Source organism: Variovorax sp. Root318D1 (assembly GCF_001424835.1).
GTDB lineage: Bacteria > Pseudomonadota > Gammaproteobacteria > Burkholderiales > Burkholderiaceae_C > Variovorax.
The window spans coordinates 458784-477466 of the sequence record NZ_LMCQ01000012.1 but is presented as its reverse complement, the minus strand read 5'-3'; the positions used below and the strand labels follow the sequence as shown (position 1 = coordinate 477466).

The window sequence follows — 18683 nt, the reverse complement described above, 5'->3', positions numbered from 1 at the left end:
CGCCCGTCGGCGGTTGCTGAGCTCAGTCCTTGCCGGTGAACACCGTCAGCACCCCCGTATACCCATACAGGTGGTGCCGGGCGATCTCGCCCGCGGCAAAGAAGCCGACCAAGGGCACGTCGCCCAGGGCGTGCCGCACGATCTGCAGTTCAGCGCCGGGCGCGCCGAAGTGCGGCCCGCCGCGGCCCGAGCAGCTGACATAAACGGCACCCGCGATGCGGCGCGCCGGATGCGGCGCGGCTTCGGCCTCTCCGGCCGCCACGGCGCGCGCGGTGGCCAGCGTCTGTTCCTCGGGTTCCAGCTCTTCGCGGATTTCCGCGCAGATGCGCATCAGGTCGGCGCGCGCGGCCTGCGCATTGCGGCGGCAGAAGGTCAGGCGCATGCCAGCCTCGGCCACATCGGCAATGGCGATGCCGCGGCGCGTGGGGTCCAGGCCAATGATGTGGCGCACCAGCACGTCGGCGCCCAGGTCGCCAGTGCGGCGGATGCCGTCGCTGCCCGCATCGGCAAGGCCCACGAGCGTGGCGCGCACGGCGTCAATGGCTTCCTGCGGCCGCTCCAGCGACACCTGCAGGTCGGCCAGCAGCACGTCGAGTGCCGGTTCGCCGTCGAGCTTCAACAGCAGATTGCCGTCGGCCTCGGTGATCTCGCGTTCGCGCCCGCCGCCCGAACGCAGCGGCTGGCAGCCTTGGGTGACGCGCGACACAAGTCGCACGCCCTCGCCGAACACCACGCCCGACAAGCCACCCGAGAACACGCCGCCCGCCGCGCCATGTCCGCGGATGTTGCCGTTGCCGCCCACCGCGAACTGCAGCGCGCCCGCGCGGCCCGACGACAGTCCGCCGAACAGGTAGCCGGTGTCGGTGCGGCCGGCCATTTCGCCGATCAGCTCGGTCAGGTCGGGGGTCGCGGGGTCCGCATGCACCAGCGCCGTGTGGGCCTCGAAACCGCTCATCTCCGAATTACCCAGCGGCGCGACGCCGGAGAACACGCGGTATTGGTCGCTCGGCAGCGCGCAGAGCATCAGGCAGAGGCCGGGCTCGTCGAAATATTCGGCATTGTTGGCCGACACGCCGATGCCGACCGTGCCCGACCAGTCGGTGACCTCGGGGAGTTCGGCACCCAGGTGGTCGAGGATGTCTTGCGCGTCCGACGCGTAGTGGTCGGTGATGTAGAGCAACCCCAGCGTCGGCGACGACGCGTAGTCGGGCAGCGCCATCTGCGCCCGCAACTGCGCCAGCACGAGGCCGGCCGCCATGCGCCATTGCGGATGGGTGGCATGGCCGGAAGGAAACAGCTTCATGATGCGTGCCAACCCGTTCTCTTCAAACAAAAATGCGTTCGTGTGTATGGCGTCAGCGCCGACTGGCCGCTCGCTTTCGCGCGGCGCCGGGCGCCTTCTTCTTCGCGGCGGGCGTCGCTGCCGCCTTCTTGGCCGCAGGCTTGGAAGCCGCGGAGGCCGCCGGCTTGCCCATTGCCTTGTCTACCGCATCGGCCACGGGCTGGGCCATGGCCGGCACCTTGAGCTGGGCTGCATCTTGCAGCGCCGAGCTGGCAATCTGCTGAAACTGCTCGGTCAACGAGCCCCACCATTGCATCGGATCCACCACACCCCCGTTGCCGGTCGAAGCTGCATTGGACGACGCCGGCTTGCTGCGCGCCTTCCTGGCGGGCGCCGCTGCTTCTGCCGGTGCTTCTTCCTCCGGCTCGGCTTCCGGCTCGGGCTCGACGGGCGCAGCAGCAGCTGGCGCCACGGCGGCCGCCTGCTTGGTGAACGCGTTGGCGATATCTTCCATCCGCACGTTCATGCCGCGCAAGGTCGAAAGTGTCATCTTTTGCACTTCGAGCGCCTGGATGGTGGCCTTGAGCGCATGGCCGTTCTGTTCGAGCCAGTACTGCACCGTTTTGAGCTCCTGGATGCGCTTGTCGACCTCTTCCACGCTCAGCGTGGGCGCCACCCAGCTTGCAAGCCCGGGCAACCCCGGCGCTGCGCCGCCACCCGAACCACCGGCTGCACCGCCGGCTAGGTTCTTCAGAAAATCGAATCCAGGGACGAATTGACTGAAGTCGAAGGGTTGGCTGGCGTTGCTCATGCGGTGGTCTCCGGGTTGGGTTTTCTTGTGATGCCAGCTTACTCCAAGGCACCCCTCTTTTCGACCCACGAACGCCCACGTCGCGCAAGGGCAAAAACCGTCAAAGCTCCGCGCGGACCTTGCTGAATACTTTCCAGAATGCCGCGTCCTGCGAGGTCGCGAAATTGATCCGCATCATCGTGCTCGGCGGCCGCCGCGCATGGAACAGCGAGCCTGGCGCCAGCAGGTAGCCCTGGTCGAGCATGCGCTGCGTGAGCGCATCCGTGTCCACGCCGGTGTCGACCCAGCCGAAGAGGCCCGCCGGTTCCGATGCGAAGGAACAGCCGTGCGACATGGCGAGTTTCACGGCACGGCCGCGCGCGCCGTCGAGCCGGATGCGTATGCGGTCGGCATGCCGCCGCAGCTGACCCTGGTCGATACACCATGAAAGGGCCCGCTCGAACAACGCGGGCGTGGTGAGCGTGGCCAGCAGCTTGGTTTCGAGCAGCCGCTCTTTCAGTTCGGGCGAGGCAGCCAGGAAACCGATGCGCCAGTTGGGCGCCAGTATCTTGGCAAAACCGCTGACGTAGATGGTGCGCTGCAGGCCGTCAAGCGCGCTGAGCCGGGTGGCGTGCTCGGGCGCCAGGTGGCTGTAGGTGTCGTCCTCGACGATGTGGAAGTCATGCGCGTTGGCCAGCTTGAGCACGCGGTGCGCACTGCCCGGCGTGAGGCTGTAGCCGGTCGGGTTGTGCAGCACGCTCACGCTCACGAAGAGCTTGGGCTGGTGCAGCGCGCAGTACTGCGCCATCACCTCCAGGTCGGGTCCGTCGGCGCGGCGCGGCACCGGCAGGATGCGCATGCCCAGCGCCTCCAGCCGAGCGAACTCCAGCGCCCAGCCGGGCTCCTCGACCATCACCGGATCGCCCGCGCGCAGCAGCGTGCGGCTCACGATGTCCAGCGCATGCGTGGCGCCCACGGTCGTCACGATCTGGTCGGGCGCGGCGGGCACGTTGATGCCCATGAGCTTGTTCGACAGGCTGCGGCGCAGCGCGGCGTCGCCGGCGGGCTCCCCGTACTGGAGCGACAGCTCCTGCAGCGCGGCTGTACTGGTCACGCGGCGCACCGCCGTCGGCATGAAGGTCGACGACATCCATTCAGGCGGAAACACGCCCATGCCGGGCTGGGGCTTGTCGCTTGGCCGGTGAAACATGCTGCGGATGAGCGAACTGGCATCGGCCGGCACGCGCGAGGCCATCATCTGCGCGACCATGGGCGCCGCGTTGGGCGGACGCCCCTCCTGCGCCGGCGCCGAATCGCGCACGTAGAACCCGCGCTGCCGGCGCGCCTCCACCAGGCCCTGGGCCAGCAATTGGTCGTAGGCCGCCACCACCGTGTAGGGACTCACGCCCTGCTGGCGCGCACATTCGCGCACCGAGGGCAGGCGCGCGCCCGGCGGCAGGAGGCGGGTGCGGATGCGCTCGGCCAGCCGGTCGGCCAATTGCCCGGTGAGCGACTGCGTTGAGGTTCGTGTCAGCATCGGGTTGGGCTTCTGTGTCGAAAGGCAGACCAATACAGCTTTGGAATATGTTCGATCAACTGTATTGGAACTGTAATGGTCGCAAAGTTTAGAGTGTATGCAATGAACTGGCAAGAATTCACCGCGCTGCTGGTGCTGGCCACGGCGATGAGCTTCTCGCCCGGCCCCAACACCACGCTTTCCACTGCTCTGGCGGCCAACGGGGGGCTGCCGCGCGCGATGCGCTTCGTGGTGGCGGTGCCGGTCGGCTGGACACTGCTGCTGGTTCTTTGCGCGGCCGGCATCGGCGCGCTGGTGGTGGCGGTGCCTCCGCTTCGCCTGGGCATCAAGGCGCTGGGCGTGGGCTACCTGCTGTGGCTGGCGTACAAGCTCAGCGGCAGCGGCACGCTCGGGCGTGCTGACAGCGCCAGCCTGAACATCGGCTTCGGCCAGGGCGTGATGCTTCAGTTCGTCAATATCAAGGCATGGCTGCTCGCGCTCACGCTGGTGGCCGGCTGGATCGCGGGGCAGCCCGACGCGCTCGGCCGCTTCGCCATCGTCGCGCCGGTGATGCTGGTCTATGCCTTCGCCAGCAATTTCGCCTACGCCTTGGCGGGTGCGCTGCTGCGCGACTGGCTGTCCAAGGGCAAGCGCCTGCTGTGGTTCAACCGTGCGATGGGCCTGGTGCTGGTGCTCACGGCGTGGTGGATGTTGGGCGTATGAGCCGCATCAAGGACGAGACCCTGGGCATGTGGCTCGGCGTGATTGGGGTGGCGCTGTTCGCCGTCACCTTGCCGATGACGAGGCTGGCCACCGGCACGCAGGGCGCACCGCAACTCTCTCCGTGGTTCGTCACGCTCGGGCGCGCCGCCTTGGCGGGCATTCTCTCGACGGTCTTCCTGCTCGCCACGCGCTCGCCGCGGCCCGCGCCGCACCAGTGGAAGCCCCTGGGCATGGCGGTGCTCGGCAACGTGATCGGCTACCCGCTGCTGCTGGCCTACGCATTGCGCGTGGTCACGGCCAGCCATGCGGCCGTGGTCACCGCGCTGCTGCCGCTCGTCACAGCGGCAGTCGCGGCCCTGGTGCTGCACCAGCGGGCGCGGCTCGGCTTCTGGCTTTGCGCCGTGGCGGGCAGCATGCTCGTCGTGCTGTTTTCGCTGCTGCGCGCCAGCCAGCAGGGCCACGGCTTCGGTTTCGAATGGGCCGACCTGCTTTTGGTCGGCGCGGTGGTCGCGGCTTCGTTCGGCTACATCTACGGCGCGCAGGTCACGCCGTCGCTCGGCGCCGAGCGCGTGATCTGCTGGGTCTGCGTCATGGCGCTGCCCGTCACCTTGCCGGCCACGCTGGCCCTGTGGCCGGAGGAACCCATCGCCACGTCGGCCTGGCTGGGTTTCGTCTACGTCGGCGTGTTCTCGATGTGGATCGGCTTCTTTGCCTGGTACCGCGGCCTTGCAATGGGCGGCGCACTGCGCGTGAGCCAGACCCAGCTGCTGCAGCCCTTTCTCTCGATACTTGCCTCCATTCCGCTGCTGGGCGAGCCGCTCGATGTGGTTACCCTGGGCTTTGCCATTGCCGTGGTCTGCACGGTCATGCTCGGCAAGCGCCTTTCGCAGCCGCAGCCCGCACAGGCCGTTTCGCCGCGTGCAGCCCGTGCCGAACAATCCTGAACAAATTCGCCTCTCACCTCACCCGCCTGAAAGAAGAACCCATGAACTGGAAACTCGCCGCCCGCGCCGCCAAGATGAATCCGTCGGTGCTGCGTGAAATCCTCAAGGTCACCGAGCGCCCCGGCATCATCAGCCTGGCCGGTGGCCTGCCCTCGCCCAAGACATTTCCGATCCAAGCCTTTGCCGACGCCTGCGCCGAGGTGCTGCACAACGACGGCCAGGCGGCCCTGCAATATGCCGCGAGCGAAGGCTATGCGCCGCTTCGTCAGGCGGTGGCCGACATGCTGCCGTGGAACGTCGATCCCGCGCAGGTGCTCATCACCACCGGCTCGCAGCAGGGCCTCGACCTGGTGGCCAAGGTGCTGCTCGACCCGGGCAGCAAGGTGCTGGTCGAAACGCCCACCTACCTCGGCGCGCTGCAGGCCTTCGGCCCGATGGAGCCGCAGCCCGTGAGCGTGGCAAGCGACGACGACGGCGTGATCGTCGATGACCTGATCGCCAAGGCGAAGGACGCGCGCTTCGTCTACCTGCTGCCCAACTTCCAGAACCCCACCGGCCGCACCATGACCGAAGAGCGCCGCGCCGCCGTGTCGGCCGCTGCGGCTGCGGCCGGCCTGCCGATCGTCGAGGACAACCCCTACGGCGAGCTGTGGTTCGACGAAGCACCGCCGCTGCCGCTGACCGCGCGCAACCCCGAAGGCTGCATCTACCTGGGCTCGTTCTCGAAGGTGCTGGCCCCTGGCCTGCGCCTGGGTTTTCTCGTCGCGCCGAAGGCCATCTACCCGAAGCTGCTGCAGGCCAAGCAGGCGGTCGACCTGCACACGCCCATCTTCACGCAGCGCATGGTCTCGGCCGTGATGAAAGACAACTTCCTCGAGCGCCACGTGCCCACGATCCGCGCGCTCTACAAGCGCCAGCGCGACGCGATGATTGCCGCGCTCACGCGCGAGATGGCCGGTCTCGACGTGAAGTTCAACGCGCCCAAGGGCGGCATGTTCCTGTGGGCGCGGCTGCCCGAGGGCATCGACACCGTGGCCCTGCTGCCCAAGGCGGTGGAACGCAACGTGGCCTTCGTGCCGGGCGCGCCGTTCTATGCGGACCAGGGCGACCCGCGCACGTTGCGCCTGTCGTTCGTGACGGCGAGCGTCGAAGAGATTGACATCGCCATCGCCGCGCTGGCCCTGACGCTGCGCGAAGAACTGGCGCTACTCGGCGAACGCAAGCTCGCAGCCGAACCGGTCTGAGCCGCAACACAAGAAGGCACACCACGATGCACATCGCCATCCTTACTTTCGACGGCTTCAACGAGCTCGATTCGCTGATCGCACTCGGGGTACTCAACCGCATCAAGAGGCCGGGCTGGCGCGTGACGCTGGCTTCGCCCAGTGCCACGGTCACTTCGATGAACGGCGTCACAGTGCATGCGAGCTCCACGCTCGAGGCGGCCGCCGAAGCCGAGGCGGTGCTCGTCGGCAGCGGCATCCGCACGCGGGAGGTTGCCGCCGATCCCGCCATCATGGGCGTGCTGCGCCGGCTCGATGCCAAGCGGCAGCTGATCGGCGCGCAATGCTCGGGCACCCTGCTGCTCGCCAAGCTGGGCCTGTTGGGTTCGGTGCCGGCCTGCACCGATCTCACCACCAAGCCATGGGTGCAAGAAGCCGGCATCGAAGTGCTCAACCAGCCCTTCTTCGCGCAAGGCAACGTCGCCACTGCCGGCGGCTGCCTGTCGGCGCCCTACCTCGCGGCCTGGCTCATCGCGCGCAGCGAAGGCGTCGAGGCTGCGAAGAGCGCGATGCACTACGTCGCGCCAGTGGGCGAGAAAGACGACTACGTGGCACGCGCCATGCGCAACATCGAGCCTTACCTCCCATCGGTTGCGGCTGCTACGGCCGCCGCTGCTTGAAAGAAGCGTTGCAAGACACACCATGATCAGCCTCGCCACGCTCGCGCTCTTCCTCCTGGCCGTTCTGGCGCTGTTCCTGTCGCCGGGGCCGAACATGGCCTTCGTGCTCTCGCACGGCGTGGCCCATGGACCGCGCGGCGGTTTCGCGGCGGCGCTCGGCATCTCGTCGGCCGACCTGGTGCACACGCTCTTCGCCGCCACGGGGATCACGGCGCTGGTGGCGACATGGCCGCCCTCCTTCGACCTGCTGCGCTATGCCGGCGCGCTGTACCTGCTGTGGCTCGCGGCGCAGGCCCTACGCAGCAACGCCGGCCTCCCGGCGGGTGCGCGCGTGCAGCCGTCCGCCTTCGCGCGCATCGTGCACATGGCGTTCCTCAACAACCTCGTCAATCCGAAGGCGCTGCTGTTCTTCATGGTGTTTCTGCCGCAGTTCGTCGACCCGGCGCGCGGCAGCGTGCCCTTGCAACTGGTGCAGCTCGGCGTCATGCTCTCGGTTGCCGCGCTCGCATTCAACACGCTGCTCGGCGCATGCAGCGGGCAGGTCGGACGCTGGCTGCAGCGCCGTCCGGGGGCTGAGAGATTCCAGCGCGGGCTGCTGGCCCTGGTGATGGTCGGCCTGGCCATCCGCCTGCTGCTGCTCGATCGTCCTTCCGTGCCGTCCGCCTTGTCCGCCACACCTGTCCAAGGAAGCTGAACACATGCTCAACATCTGGGGCCGCATCAGTTCGATCAACGTGCGCAAAGTCGTCTGGTGCGCGCAGGAGCTCGGGCTCGACTTTCAACGCACCGAAGCCGGCGGCCGGTTCGGCGTGGTGCAGACGCCCGAATACCTTGCGCTCAATCCGAACGCGCTGGTGCCCACCATCGACGACGGCGAAGGCAGCGAGCGCGTCACGCTGTGGGAATCGAACGTGATCGTGCGCTACCTGTGCGCCAAGCACTCGCACGGCAAGTTCTACCCGAGCGACCTGCCCGCGCGCTTCGACGCCGAGCGCTGGATGGACTGGCAGCAGACCACGCTCAACCGCGCGAGCCGCGACGCCTTCGTGCAGTGGGTGCGCACAGCGCCGGCGGAACGCGACTTCACGCTCATCGACGCTTCCGTCCATGCGAGCGAGTCTCTGTTCGCGATGCTCGACGCGCACCTTGCGCGGCAGCCCTACACGGCCGGCGAGCGCTTCACGATGGCCGACATTCCCATCGGCTGCGAAGTCCACCGCTGGTTCGGCCTGCCGCCGGCCGAATACCAGCGCCCCAGCTGGCCGAACCTCGAACGCTGGTACGGCGAACTCATTTCCCGTCCGGGCACGCGCGGCGTGCTCGACCTTCCGCTCGAATGACACGCATGAAACCCCGCCCGTTCAAACAAGTCGACGTCTTCACGGCAACGCCTTACCTCGGCAATCCGCTTGCCGTGGTGCTCGACGGCGCAGGCCTCGACGACGCCGAGATGCAGCGCTTCGCGCAGTGGACCAACCTGTCCGAAACCACCTTCTTGCTGCCGCCGACCGACCCCACCGCCGACTACCGCGTGCGCATCTTCACGCCCGGCGGCGAGCTGCCTTTCGCGGGCCATCCCACCATCGGCAGCTGCCATGCCTGGCTGCAGGCCGGCGGCAAGCCCAAGGCGGCGGGCCGCATCGTGCAGCAGTGCGCGGCCGGCCTGGTGCCCCTGCGCCATGAAGGCGAGCGGCTGGCTTTCTCGGCCCCGCCGCTCAAGCGCAGCGCGCCCAGCCCCACGCTGCTGGCCAAGGTGGCGGGTGCGCTGGGCCTGAAGGCGCAGCAGATCGTCGCGGCCCAGGTGTTGGACAACGGTCCGGTCTGGTTCGGCCTGCTGCTCAGCGATGCCGACACCGTGCTCAGGCTCGTGCCCGACCACCGCATGCTCAAGGAGTTGGGCGTCAAGGCCGGCGTGGCGGGCGTGCCGGTGGCGGAGGGCTCGTCGATGCTGATCGGCCGCTCGAACCGCGAAGCGCGCGCATTCGGCGGGAAGGCCGTGGCCGAAGCCGACGACGGCCCGAAGATCGATCTCGAGGTGCGCGCTTTTGCAGCGCCGATCGGCGTCGAAGAAGACCCGGTCACCGGCAGCCTCAACGCGAGCCTCGCCGAATGGCTGATTGCCGACGGCCACATGCCCGAGCGCTACGTGGCCGCGCAAGGTCAATGCCTCGGACGCGCCGGGCGCCTGTACATCGAGCGCGACGGCGACGGCAAGGTGTGGGTCGGCGGCGATGCCGTGACCTGCGTCGACGGCCAGGTGACGCTGTAAGAGGAGAACACCATGCACGCGCAGATCGACCACTTGGTGATCGCCGCCGCCTCGCTGGCCGAGGGCGTGGCCTGGTGCGAGGCCACCCTGGGCGTGACGCCGGGCCCCGGCGGTACGCATCCGCTGATGGGCACGCACAACCGGCTGCTCAACATCGCGAGCGCGGCCTTTCCGCAGGCCTACCTCGAAATCATCGCCATCGAGCCCGGCAAGCAGCCGTCGCGCCCAGGCACGCGCCGCTGGTTCGACCTGGACGACGCCGCGCTGCAGGCGGGCCTCTTGCAGCACGGGCCGAGGCTGGTGCACTTCGTTGCGCGCGTGGCCGACGCGCCCGCAGCGCTGCGGGCGCTGGCGCGCGACGAACACGCGCACATCGACCGCGGCCATTTGCTCGAGGCCTCGCGCGACACGCCCGCCGGCCGTCTCGAATGGCAGATCACGGTGCGCGACGACGGCCAGCGGCTGTTCTATGGCGCGCTGCCCACGCTGATTCAATGGGGGCCGGTGCACCCCACCGATGCCATGCCCGCCTCGGGGCTTTCGATGCGGTCGCTCCAGGCCACCCATCCACGCGCGGCTGACCTGTCTGCCGCGCTGTCCGCCATCGGCATGGTCGACATGGCCGTGCAGCCCGGGCCGCCCAATCTCGTGGCCGTGCTCGACACGCCGCGCGGCCCCGTCACGCTTCAATCCGAAGGGCTCTGACCAACATGCTCAGCTTGACCGAAATCGCCTGGTTCGCGCTCGCCTCCGTGCTGCTCGCGCTGACGCCAGGACCCAACATGATCTATTGCGTGTCGCGCACACTGATCCAGGGCCGCCGCGCGGGACTGGTCTCGCTCGGCGGCGTGATGATGGCGTTCCTGGCCCACCTGTTTGCGGCCGCGCTCGGGCTCACCGCGCTGCTGTTGGCCGTGCCGGTCGCCTTCGACGCCATCCGGCTTGCCGGCGCGGCCTATCTGCTCTGGCTTGCATGGCAGGCGGTCAAGCCCGGCGGCAATGCGCCCTTCGAGGCGCGCGCGCTGCAGGCGGACCGGCCCGGCAAGTTGTTTCGCATGGGCTTTCTCACCAACCTGCTGAACCCGAAGGTCGCGATGTTCTACCTCTCGTTCTTTCCGCAGTTCATCCATCCCGAGCGCGGCTCGGTGCTGCTGCAGAGCATGCAACTGGGCATGGCGCAGATGGCAAGCAGCGCCGCGGTCAATACCGTCGTGATCTTCGGCGCCGCAAGCATCACGGCCGTGCTGTCGCAAAGTGCCGGCTGGCTGCGCGCGCAGCGCTATGTGATGGGCAGCGTGCTCGCCGCGCTGGCGGTGCGTGTCGCGCTGACGGAACGCAAGTAGAAGGAAAACGCCCGTGAGGTTCACCCGCGAAGAAATCGAATCGGCGCAACGCACGGTCGCCGCCGCCATGCCGCCGACGCCCCAATACGCGTGGCCGCTGCTTTCCCAGCGCCTCGGCAGCACGGTGTGGGCCAAGCATGAAAACCACACGCCAGCGGGTGCCTTCAAGATCCGCGGCGGACTGACCTATTTCGAGACCCTGGCGCGCGAGCAACCCGGCGTGCGTCGCGTCATCAGCGCCACGCGCGGCAACCACGGCCAATCGGTCGGCTTCGCGGCGCGGCGCCATGGGCTCGCGGCCACCATCGTGGTGCCGCATGGAAACTCGCACGAGAAGAACGCCGCGATGCGCGCGCTGGGCGTGGAGCTGGTCGAGCATGGTGACGATTTTCAGGCAGCTTCGGAACATGCGGCCATGCTCGCCGAGCGCGACGGCATGCATCGCGTGCCGTCGTTCCACCGCGAGCTGGTGCGCGGCGTATCGACCGCCTATGTCGAATTTTTCAGCGCGCTGAAAGACACGCCACCCGACGTGATGTTCGTGCCCATCGGCCTGGGCTCGGGTTTTTCCGCCGCGGCCGCCGCGCGGGCGCATTGCGGCGTATCGACCCGGCTCATCGGCGTGGTGTCGGCGCATGCGACGGCGTACCAGGATTCCTTTCGCGCGGGCCGGCCCATCGAGTCGCCAGTCAGCACGCGGCTGGCCGACGGCATGGCCTGCCGCACGCCGGTGCCCGAATCGGTCGAGGTGATCCTGCGCGAAGCCGACGACGTGATCGCCGTCAGTGACGACGAGGTTGCCGAGGCCATGCGCATTCTCTTCAGCGACACGCACAATGTGGCCGAAGGCGCCGGGGCCGCCGCGCTGGCGGGTGCGCTCCAGCAGCAGGAGCGCTGGCGCGGCAAGACGGTGGGCATCTGCGTGAGCGGCGGCAATGTCGATTCAGACATGTTCGCGGAGGTGCTGGGACGCGGTGGAGTGCGGACCTAGAGGTTCTTGCGTTCTTAGCGCTGTTGTTCAGGGCGTTGCTGTTCAGGGCGTGTGCAAAGGCCACCGGGTACTCCCTCCGCGAATGTCCCCCGGGGGCTGCGCCCCTCCTCCTTTATTTCGCTGCGCGGAGCACCCGATGCCCTGTGCACCGGGGCACGCTTCTGGTGTACCCCTGATCAACGACCGCTGTTTGCAACGCGCCCGTCGATGGGGTGCCTTGCGCAGCGAAATAAAGGAGGAGGCCGCAGGCCGGGGGACATTCGCGGAGTAAGGTACCCGTCGGCGGGTGCGCCGCCCTGAACTGAACGAGGCACCAAACACCCACCGAACCAATGACTAAGACAACGGCCCCGTATTGGCCGTATCCAACGGCAGCCGAGACACCTCTGCCAACAGCAGCGCGAGCTGCTCCGCAGCCGCATCGACAACGGCCTGCCCACGCACACCAGTCGCCGCGGCCGCATTGCCCGCTGCGCCTTGCGGGTTGTAATCCTCCATGGCCCATCCCAGCTTCGCGCTCTTGCCGTTGCCAAGAATCGCGTAGTCGGCCGCGCGCTGCTCGGAGGTGGAGCGGAAATTCTTCGCCTCGCCCATGCGCACCTGCTGCGGCGCGAGCGCCAGCATCATCGACGTTTCGATGTCGCCGGCATGCACGCCGAAGCGATGTTCGTCGGCGCCGAACTGCGCGCCCGCATCGCCCAGCGGCAGGTTGAACCAGCTCACGCTGTAGACGATGAGCCCGTGCGCCGCGCGCAGCTCGCGCGCCACGATGTCCATTGCGCCCACGTGCCCGCCGTGCGCGTTGAACAGCACCAGCTTCTTCACGCCGGCACGCGCCACCCCGGCGCCGATCTCGTTCCACATGCGGACCAGCGTCTCGGCCGACAGCGTGAGCGTGCCCGCGAAGCGCGCGTGCTCGGGGCTCAGGCCGATCTGCTGCGTCGGCAAGAACAGCACCGGCAGTTCCGCCGGCAGCAACGGCAGCGCCGCGGTCACGATGCCGTCGGCCAGCACTGTGTCCACGCCCAGCGGCAGATGGGGCCCGTGCTGTTCCGTCGCACCGAGCGGCAGTACTGCCACGGTGGCTGCCACATCGAGCGCGGCAAAGTCGCGCGTCGTCAGTTGAGACCAGTAGCGGGGCAGGGATACCGAAGATGCGTTCATCCGCCGATCTTAGAGCGGTGATTCAATCCACGCGACCCCGCGCCACGCGGCCTTCTTTTCACGACTCAAGGACTCTCACATGGACCTCCAGCTCCAGGACCGGCACGTTCTCATTACCGGCGGCAGCAAGGGCATCGGCCTGGCTTGTGCGCTGGGCTTCCTGCGCGAGGGCGCGCGCGTGAGCCTGGTGTCGCGCGATCTGCAGAACCTGGAGCAGGGCCGCAACACGCTGGTCGAGGCGGTTGCCGAGGCCGAAGGCCGGATCTCGGTGCATGCCGCCGACCTCAAGGACCCGGCAGGTGCGCTGGCCGCGCTGGATGCGGCCGAGCAGGCCTTCGGCCCCGTCGACGTGCTGGTCAACTCGGCCGGCGCCGCGCGCCGCACGCCGCCCGACGAGCTGAACGCCGCCGCCTGGCACGACGCCATGGACGCCAAGTACTTTACCTACATCCACATGATCGATCCGGTCGTGAAGCGCATGGGCCAGCGCGGCCGCGGCGCCATCGTCAACGTCATCGGACAGGGCGGCAAGGTGGCGAGCCCGGTGCACATGGCCGGCGGCGCAGCCAACGCCGCGCTGATGCTGGTGAGCGCCGGCATGGCCGCCGCCTACGCGGCCAAGGGCGTGCGCGTGAACGCCGTGAACCCCGGCCTCACGCTGACCGAGCGGCTGCAGGAAGGTCTGAAGGCGGATGCAAAGCTGCAGGGCATCGGCAGCGACGAGGCGCTGCAGCGTGCCAAGGCGCGGCTCCCGCTCGGGCGCATCGCGGCGCCGGAAGAGATTGCCAATGCCGTCGTGTTCCTGGCATCGCCAAAGGCGAGCTACATCACCGGCGCGATCGTCGCGATGGATGGCGCGGTCACGCCCATGATCTAGACGGCGGCGGTCAGCGCCTCGAACTTCACGGCCAGAAAGTCGACCAGCGCCCGTACGCGCGCCGGCACGAAGCGCCCGCTCGGCAGCAAGGCATGCAGCGGGTACGGCTCGGTGTCCCACTCGGGCAGCAGGTGCACCAGCCGGCCGCTCGCGATGTCGTTGTGCACGTCGAGCGCCGACTTCAGCGTGATGCCGCGCCCCGCCACGGCCCACTCGCGCGCCAGCGAGGCGTCATCCACGCTGCGATCGCCCTTGACCCGCACCTCGGTCCACTGCCCGTTCTGCGCAAAGCGCCACGTGCGGTGGCGGCGCCCGCCGCGGTCGAAAGTGAGGCAGTTGTGGTGCACCAGGTCTTGCGGCGTCTTCGGCGCGGCATGGCGGCGCAGGTAGCCGGGCGATGCGGTGAGCAGCGGATTGGTCAGGGCGAAGGGCCGCGCCACCAGGCGTGAATCGGCCAGCGCACCGTAGCGCAGCGCCACGTCGACCTCGTCGCGGGTCACGTCGAGCAACCGGTCGCCGACGGAAAGAGAGAGCTGCACGCCCGGATGCAGTTCGAGGAATTCGTCGAACCAGGGCAGCAGCGTGCTGCGCGTGAGATCTGACGGAGCGGCCACGCGCAGGGTGCCGACCAGTTCGCCGCGATCGGCCGTGACCAGCGACTCGCCTTCGTCGAGCAGCTCGAAGGCGCGCACCGCGTAGTCGAGCAAGGTCTGGCCTTGCGAAGTCAGGCGCATGGCGCGGGTCGAGCGCTCGAACAGGCGCGCGCCGAGCTGCGTTTCCAGCCGCTTGAGCGTGGCGCTAGCTGCTGCCGGCGTCATGCCCAACGCATGGGCGGCGGCGGTGAGCGTGCCGCCGCGCGCGGTATGCACCAGCACTTGCAGGTCCGACATATTTTCAATTTTCATTTGAAAGTGTTGCTGATTTTGACGGTCTTATCAATTTCAGATTGCCATCCTACAGTGGAGCCACTCATTCAAGAAAGGTCCTCCGACATGAAAGCCATCGGCTACTACCAAGCCCTTCCCATCGACAACCCGGAATCGCTGCAGGACATCGAACTGCCCGCGCCCGTGGCCAGCCCGCGCGACCTGCTGGTGCGCGTCAAGGCGATCTCGGTCAACCCCGTCGATACCAAAGTGCGCAAGAACATGGCGCCCGAGGCCGGCCAGGCCAAGGTGCTGGGCTGGGACGCCGCGGGCACGGTCGAGGCCATCGGCACCGCGGTGAAGAACTTCAAGGTCGGCGACCGCGTCTACTACGCCGGCTCAATCGTCCGACCCGGCGCCAACGCGGAACTGCATGCGGTCGACGAGCGCATCGCGGCCTTGGCGCCCAGCAGCCTCGACGACGCGCAGGCTGCCGCGCTGCCGCTCACGACCATCACCGCGTACGAGCTGCTCTTCGATCGCCTCAGGGTGCCGAAGGACGGCGGCGCAGGGCAGACGCTGCTCGTGACCGGCGGGGCCGGCGGCGTGGGTTCGATCCTGATCCAGCTTGCGCGCCAGCTCACGCAGTTGCGCGTGGTGGCCACCGCCTCGCGGGCCGAGACGCGGGCCTGGTGCCTGGCGCTCGGCGCGCACGCGGTCATCGACCACTCAAAGCCGCTCGCCGCCGAACTCAAGGCCGCCGGCATCGGCGAGGTCGACATGGTCGCGAGCCTGACGCAGACCGGCCAGCACTACGCGCAGATCATTGAAAGCCTCAAGCCCCAGGGCCAGCTCGCGGTGATCGACGACCTGCCCTCGCTCGACGCAATGCCGCTCAAGACCAAGAGCATCTCGCTGCACTGGGAAATGATGTTCGCGCGCTCGCGATTCGAAACGCCGGACATCGCCGAGCAGGGCGCGCTGCTGGCCGAAGTGGCTGCGCTGGTCGATGCGGGCCGTATCCGCACGACCGCCAACGCGAGTTTCGGCACGATCAACGCGGCCAATCTAAGGAAGGCGCATGCGCTGATCGAAAGCGGCACCGCGCAGGGCAAGGTGGTGCTGGCGGGGTTCTGAGCGCTTCTGCGCACAATCGGCCGCATGGCCGACCGCATCATCCAGCCACCGATCGAATTCGAGACCCCGCGCCTTCGTTTGCGCCAGTGGCGCGAGAGCGATCTCGCGCCTTTTGCCGCGCTCGCCGCCGATCCGGAAGTCATGGCGTTTTTGCTGCCGGTCCCCACGCGGGCTGACAGCGATGCGCTCGCAGCAAGCTTGAAGGCACGCATCGCCGCCAACGGCTGGGGCTTCTGGGCCGTCGAGCACAAGGATTCGGGCGAGTTCGCGGGCTTCACGGGGCTCAACGCCCCACTGGCCGCGCTACCCTTTTCACCGTGCGTGGAGATCGGGTGGCGCTTCGCGCGCCAGTGGTGGAGCCAGGGCCTTGCAACCGAGGCGGCACGCGGCGCGCTGAACGTCGGCTTCGAGCGGCTCGGGCTCGACGAGATCGTGGCGTTCACGGCGCTCGGCAATCTGCGCTCGGCGGCCGTGATGGAACGTATCGGCATGCAGGAAGACGTGCCCGGCGCCTTCGATCACCCGAGCGTGCCCGAAGGGCACCCGCTGCGCCGGCACCGGCTGTTCCGCATCGGCCGCCCGCGGCGCTAGCGGCTGGCGAGGCGCCTACTGCGGCTTTGCGGGCGAGACGCGCCAGACCACATTGCCCACGTCGTCGGCCACCAGCAATGCACCCGCCTTGTCGAGCGCCACGCCCACCGGGCGGCCCTGCGCCTTTTCGTCCGCCGTGAGAAAACCGGTCAGCACGTCGACCGGCGGCCCACTCGGCTGGCCACTGACGAAGGGCACGAACACCACCTTGTAGCCCGACTTGGGCTTTCGGTTCCACGAGCCGTGCTCGCCGATGAAGGCACCGCTCGCGAACTGGGCCGGCATGCCACGCGCGTCGGAAAAAGCCAGCCCCAGCGGGGCGACGTGCGAGCCGAGCGCGTAGTCGGGCACGACCGACTTGGCCACCATATCGGGGTTTTGCGGCTTGACGCGCTCATCCACGTGATTGCCGAAGTAGCTCCAGGGCCAGCCGTAGAAGGCGCCGTCCTTCACCGAGGTCAGGTAGTCGGGCACGAGGTCGCTGCCGATTTCGTCGCGCTCGTTGACCACGGTCCACAGCGCCTTGGTCTCCGGGTGCCAGGCCAGGCCGTTGGGATTGCGCAGGCCGCTGGCGAACAGGCGCTTCTGGCCGCTCTTCACGTCGACCTCCCAGATGGCAGCACGGCCTTCTTCGGCCGCAAGCCCGTTTTCGCCGATGTTGCTGTTGGAACCGACCGTGACGTAGAGCTTGGTGCCGTCAGGATTGGCGATCACGTTCTTGGTCCAGTGGTGGTTGATGCCCGCGGGCAGCGGGGTGACCACTGTAGGCGCGGCGCTGGCCGAGGTCTGGCCATCGGTATAGGGCACCTTGACGAGCGCGTCGGCATTGGCAATGAAGAGCTCGTTGCCGACCAGCACCATGCCGAAGGGCGAAACCAGGTTCGACAGGAACACCTGCCGCACCTCGGCCGCGCCGTCTCCGTCGGCATCGCGCAGCAGCGTGATGCGATTGGGGCTGGGCACGCCCGCGCCAGCGCGGGTCATGACTTTTCCCATGACCCAGTTGCGCAACTTGGCCATCGGCCCGCCGGCGCCGTCGCCGCTGCCCTCGGGCTTGGGCGGCTTGTTGCTCTCGGCCACCAGCACGTCGCCGTTGGGCAGCGTGTAGACCCAGCGTGGATGGTCCAGCCCGCGCGCCAGCGCATTCACGCGCAAGCCTTGGGCCGCCTTGGGGCCGGCGGTGTCGGACCAGCCGACCGCGGTGGCCACGTTGACGGTGGGAATCACAGTCTTGTGGGGCTCGGCAAGGCGGGGCCGCGGTCCGATGGTGGCTTCGGGCGGCAATTTGGCGGCTTCGCCACAGCCGGCCAGCGCGAGCGCCGCGGTCACGGCGGCCATGGGGACCAGGAAAGAAACGGCGATGCTCGGAACCTTCATTCGCGCTCCTTGGTGTGTCGCGGCGGGCGGGCCGCATTGACACAGATCATGCGGACGGCGCCGCGATGGGCTGTCGGTCATGGGCGCTTTCTGGCGTGGGCGCACCCCATCGGCGCATCGCCGCTACCATCGGCCGCATGACCGACGACCTGTTCCGTGCCGACGCCTACCTGCGCGCCTGCGAAGCCCGCATTCTGCGCATCGACGATACCGGCGTCGTGCTGGACCGTACCGTGTTCTATCCGCTGGGCGGCGGGCAGGCCGGAGATACCGGTGTGCTGGCGCTGGCCGATGGCCGCGAAATCGCCATTGCCGACACCCGCAAGGCAAAAAACGAAGAAGGCCAGCCCACCGCCGAATTCGTTCACGTGCCGGCCCCGGGGCAGGCTGAACTGCTCGCCGCACTGAATCCCGGCGACACGGTGACGGCACGCCTGGACTGGGAGCGCCGCCACAGGCTGATGCGCTTTCACACCGCCAGCCACCTGCTGTGCCACCTTGTGCCGGTGCCGGTGAACGGCTGCTCGATCACGCCCGACTACGCGCGCATCGACTTCCACATGACCGATCCGCTCGACAAGGAAGCGCTGACCGCCGGCCTCGCACGGCTGGTGGAGGCGGCGCATCCGCTGACGGTCGGCGTCATCACCGACGAGGAGCTCGACGCGAATCCGGCGCTGGTAAAGAGCATGAGCGTGCAGCCGCCGCGCGGCACGGGCACCGTGCGCACCATCCGCATTGGCGGCGACGGCGATGCGCAGATCGATTTCCAGCCCTGCGGCGGCACGCATGTTGCAAACACGGCAGAGATTGGCGCGGTGATGGTCACCAAAATCGAGAAAAAGAGCGCCAACAGCCGCCGCGTGGTGCTGGGCTGGGCCGCTTGAAGCCCCTCCAAGCCCGGAACTTC

The 18683-nt window shown here is 68.3% G+C and carries 20 protein-coding genes; 14 read left to right on the top strand and 6 right to left on the bottom strand.

Features of this window, described 5'->3' with window-relative positions; all coding sequences use genetic code 11:
- Window positions 1-22: 22 nt before the first annotated feature.
- From ASC78_RS12370 to ASC78_RS12360, 3 genes are all read right to left on the bottom strand, one after another.
- Window positions 23-1303 (bottom strand): FIST signal transduction protein, encoded by a 1281-nt coding sequence (locus tag ASC78_RS12370; RefSeq protein ID WP_055802147.1) that lies wholly within the window; start codon window positions 1301-1303, stop codon window positions 23-25.
- A 52-nt stretch (window positions 1304-1355) separates the two neighbouring features.
- Window positions 1356-2093 carry a PhaM family polyhydroxyalkanoate granule multifunctional regulatory protein gene (locus ASC78_RS12365; RefSeq protein WP_055801338.1) on the bottom strand — a complete coding sequence of 246 codons (738 nt, stop codon included), beginning with the start codon at window positions 2091-2093 and terminating at the stop codon, window positions 1356-1358.
- Between the two features lie 100 nt (window positions 2094-2193).
- Window positions 2194-3609, bottom strand: a complete 1416-nt coding sequence (locus ASC78_RS12360; protein WP_055801334.1) for an aminotransferase-like domain-containing protein — start codon at window positions 3607-3609, stop codon at window positions 2194-2196.
- A gap of 102 nt (window positions 3610-3711) precedes the next feature.
- Here ASC78_RS12360 and ASC78_RS12355 point away from each other — a divergent pair, with 102 nt between their 5' ends.
- From ASC78_RS12355 to ASC78_RS12310, 10 genes are read left to right on the top strand one after another with little or no spacing between them, the layout of a single operon-like run.
- Window positions 3712-4311 (top strand): LysE family translocator, encoded by a 600-nt coding sequence (locus ASC78_RS12355; protein WP_055801332.1) that lies wholly within the window; start codon window positions 3712-3714, stop codon window positions 4309-4311.
- Window positions 4308-5255, top strand: coding sequence for a DMT family transporter (locus ASC78_RS12350; RefSeq protein ID WP_055801330.1), 948 nt, complete (start codon window positions 4308-4310; stop codon window positions 5253-5255). The genes ASC78_RS12355 and ASC78_RS12350 overlap by 4 nt, the downstream gene beginning before the upstream one ends.
- A gap of 41 nt (window positions 5256-5296) precedes the next feature.
- Window positions 5297-6499, top strand: a complete 1203-nt coding sequence (locus ASC78_RS12345; RefSeq protein WP_055801327.1) for an aminotransferase-like domain-containing protein — start codon at window positions 5297-5299, stop codon at window positions 6497-6499.
- A 26-nt stretch (window positions 6500-6525) separates the two neighbouring features.
- Window positions 6526-7158 (top strand): DJ-1/PfpI family protein, encoded by a 633-nt coding sequence (locus ASC78_RS12340; RefSeq protein WP_055801324.1) that lies wholly within the window; start codon window positions 6526-6528, stop codon window positions 7156-7158.
- Between the two features lie 22 nt (window positions 7159-7180).
- A complete protein-coding gene (locus tag ASC78_RS12335; protein WP_055801322.1) occupies window positions 7181-7852 on the top strand; it encodes a LysE family translocator in 672 nt (223 codons plus the stop codon).
- 4 nt (window positions 7853-7856) lie between these two features.
- Entirely contained in the window at window positions 7857-8498 is a 642-nt protein-coding gene (locus tag ASC78_RS12330; RefSeq protein ID WP_055801319.1) for a glutathione S-transferase family protein, read from the top strand.
- A gap of 5 nt (window positions 8499-8503) precedes the next feature.
- On the top strand, window positions 8504-9427 hold the full coding sequence (locus ASC78_RS12325) for a PhzF family phenazine biosynthesis protein (RefSeq protein WP_200934302.1): 924 nt from the start codon (window positions 8504-8506) through the stop codon (window positions 9425-9427).
- Window positions 9428-9439: 12 nt separating this feature from the next.
- Window positions 9440-10132 carry a VOC family protein gene (locus ASC78_RS12320; RefSeq protein WP_055801314.1) on the top strand — a complete coding sequence of 231 codons (693 nt, stop codon included), beginning with the start codon at window positions 9440-9442 and terminating at the stop codon, window positions 10130-10132.
- A gap of 5 nt (window positions 10133-10137) precedes the next feature.
- Window positions 10138-10770 carry a LysE family translocator gene (locus tag ASC78_RS12315; RefSeq protein ID WP_055801311.1) on the top strand — a complete coding sequence of 211 codons (633 nt, stop codon included), beginning with the start codon at window positions 10138-10140 and terminating at the stop codon, window positions 10768-10770.
- Window positions 10771-10783: 13 nt separating this feature from the next.
- Window positions 10784-11761: a threonine dehydratase gene (locus ASC78_RS12310; RefSeq protein WP_055801308.1), complete on the top strand. Its 978-nt coding sequence runs from the start codon at window positions 10784-10786 to the stop codon at window positions 11759-11761.
- 336 nt (window positions 11762-12097) lie between these two features.
- Here ASC78_RS12310 and ASC78_RS12305 read toward each other — a convergent pair whose 3' ends face one another.
- Window positions 12098-12925 carry a creatininase family protein gene (locus tag ASC78_RS12305; protein WP_055801305.1) on the bottom strand — a complete coding sequence of 276 codons (828 nt, stop codon included), beginning with the start codon at window positions 12923-12925 and terminating at the stop codon, window positions 12098-12100.
- A gap of 79 nt (window positions 12926-13004) precedes the next feature.
- On the opposite strand from ASC78_RS12305, the gene ASC78_RS12300 reads away from it, so the two are divergent.
- Complete coding sequence (locus ASC78_RS12300; RefSeq protein ID WP_055801303.1) at window positions 13005-13802, top strand: SDR family oxidoreductase; 798 nt, start codon at window positions 13005-13007, stop codon at window positions 13800-13802.
- On the opposite strand, the gene ASC78_RS12295 is transcribed toward ASC78_RS12300, so the two are convergent.
- Window positions 13799-14707: a LysR family transcriptional regulator gene (locus ASC78_RS12295; RefSeq protein ID WP_055801300.1), complete on the bottom strand. Its 909-nt coding sequence runs from the start codon at window positions 14705-14707 to the stop codon at window positions 13799-13801. The genes ASC78_RS12300 and ASC78_RS12295 overlap by 4 nt on opposite strands.
- An 87-nt stretch (window positions 14708-14794) precedes the next feature.
- On the opposite strand from ASC78_RS12295, the gene ASC78_RS12290 reads away from it, so the two are divergent.
- Together ASC78_RS12290 and ASC78_RS12285 are read left to right on the top strand one after the other, a co-directional pair.
- Window positions 14795-15805: a zinc-binding alcohol dehydrogenase family protein gene (locus tag ASC78_RS12290; RefSeq protein WP_055801299.1), complete on the top strand. Its 1011-nt coding sequence runs from the start codon at window positions 14795-14797 to the stop codon at window positions 15803-15805.
- Between the two features lie 24 nt (window positions 15806-15829).
- A complete protein-coding gene (locus ASC78_RS12285; RefSeq protein ID WP_055801295.1) occupies window positions 15830-16396 on the top strand; it encodes a GNAT family N-acetyltransferase in 567 nt (188 codons plus the stop codon).
- Window positions 16397-16411: 15 nt separating this feature from the next.
- Here the strand turns inward: ASC78_RS12285 and ASC78_RS12280 are convergent, their stop codons facing one another.
- Window positions 16412-17773, bottom strand: a complete 1362-nt coding sequence (locus ASC78_RS12280; protein ID WP_055801292.1) for a PQQ-dependent sugar dehydrogenase — start codon at window positions 17771-17773, stop codon at window positions 16412-16414.
- 137 nt (window positions 17774-17910) lie between these two features.
- Between ASC78_RS12280 and ASC78_RS12275 the strand changes: the two genes are divergently transcribed.
- A complete protein-coding gene (locus tag ASC78_RS12275) occupies window positions 17911-18660 on the top strand; it encodes an alanyl-tRNA editing protein (RefSeq protein WP_055802145.1) in 750 nt (249 codons plus the stop codon).
- The last annotated feature ends 23 nt before the right edge of the window (window positions 18661-18683 follow it).

Bases quoted from the DNA above. Each gene is read 5' to 3' on its own strand.
- ASC78_RS12320 (WP_055801314.1), top strand. From the start codon at position 9,440: ATGCACGCGCAGATCGACCACTTGGTGATCGCCGCCGCCTCGCTGGCC.
- ASC78_RS12360 (WP_055801334.1), bottom strand. From the start codon at position 3,609: ATGCTGACACGAACCTCAACGCAGTCGCTCACCGGGCAATTGGCCGAC.
- ASC78_RS12370 (WP_055802147.1), bottom strand. From the start codon at position 1,303: ATGAAGCTGTTTCCTTCCGGCCATGCCACCCATCCGCAATGGCGCATG.
- ASC78_RS12315 (WP_055801311.1), top strand. From the start codon at position 10,138: ATGCTCAGCTTGACCGAAATCGCCTGGTTCGCGCTCGCCTCCGTGCTG.
- ASC78_RS12290 (WP_055801299.1), top strand. From the start codon at position 14,795: ATGAAAGCCATCGGCTACTACCAAGCCCTTCCCATCGACAACCCGGAA.
- ASC78_RS12305 (WP_055801305.1), bottom strand. From the start codon at position 12,925: ATGAACGCATCTTCGGTATCCCTGCCCCGCTACTGGTCTCAACTGACG.
- ASC78_RS12335 (WP_055801322.1), top strand. From the start codon at position 7,181: ATGATCAGCCTCGCCACGCTCGCGCTCTTCCTCCTGGCCGTTCTGGCG.
- ASC78_RS12355 (WP_055801332.1), top strand. From the start codon at position 3,712: ATGAACTGGCAAGAATTCACCGCGCTGCTGGTGCTGGCCACGGCGATG.
- ASC78_RS12345 (WP_055801327.1), top strand. From the start codon at position 5,297: ATGAACTGGAAACTCGCCGCCCGCGCCGCCAAGATGAATCCGTCGGTG.
- ASC78_RS12340 (WP_055801324.1), top strand. From the start codon at position 6,526: ATGCACATCGCCATCCTTACTTTCGACGGCTTCAACGAGCTCGATTCG.
- ASC78_RS12285 (WP_055801295.1), top strand. From the start codon at position 15,830: ATGGCCGACCGCATCATCCAGCCACCGATCGAATTCGAGACCCCGCGC.
- ASC78_RS12325 (WP_200934302.1), top strand. From the start codon at position 8,504: ATGAAACCCCGCCCGTTCAAACAAGTCGACGTCTTCACGGCAACGCCT.
- ASC78_RS12275 (WP_055802145.1), top strand. From the start codon at position 17,911: ATGACCGACGACCTGTTCCGTGCCGACGCCTACCTGCGCGCCTGCGAA.
- ASC78_RS12300 (WP_055801303.1), top strand. From the start codon at position 13,005: ATGGACCTCCAGCTCCAGGACCGGCACGTTCTCATTACCGGCGGCAGC.
- ASC78_RS12280 (WP_055801292.1), bottom strand. From the start codon at position 17,773: ATGAAGGTTCCGAGCATCGCCGTTTCTTTCCTGGTCCCCATGGCCGCC.
- ASC78_RS12330 (WP_055801319.1), top strand. From the start codon at position 7,857: ATGCTCAACATCTGGGGCCGCATCAGTTCGATCAACGTGCGCAAAGTC.
- ASC78_RS12350 (WP_055801330.1), top strand. From the start codon at position 4,308: ATGAGCCGCATCAAGGACGAGACCCTGGGCATGTGGCTCGGCGTGATT.
- ASC78_RS12295 (WP_055801300.1), bottom strand. From the start codon at position 14,707: ATGAAAATTGAAAATATGTCGGACCTGCAAGTGCTGGTGCATACCGCG.
- ASC78_RS12365 (WP_055801338.1), bottom strand. From the start codon at position 2,093: ATGAGCAACGCCAGCCAACCCTTCGACTTCAGTCAATTCGTCCCTGGA.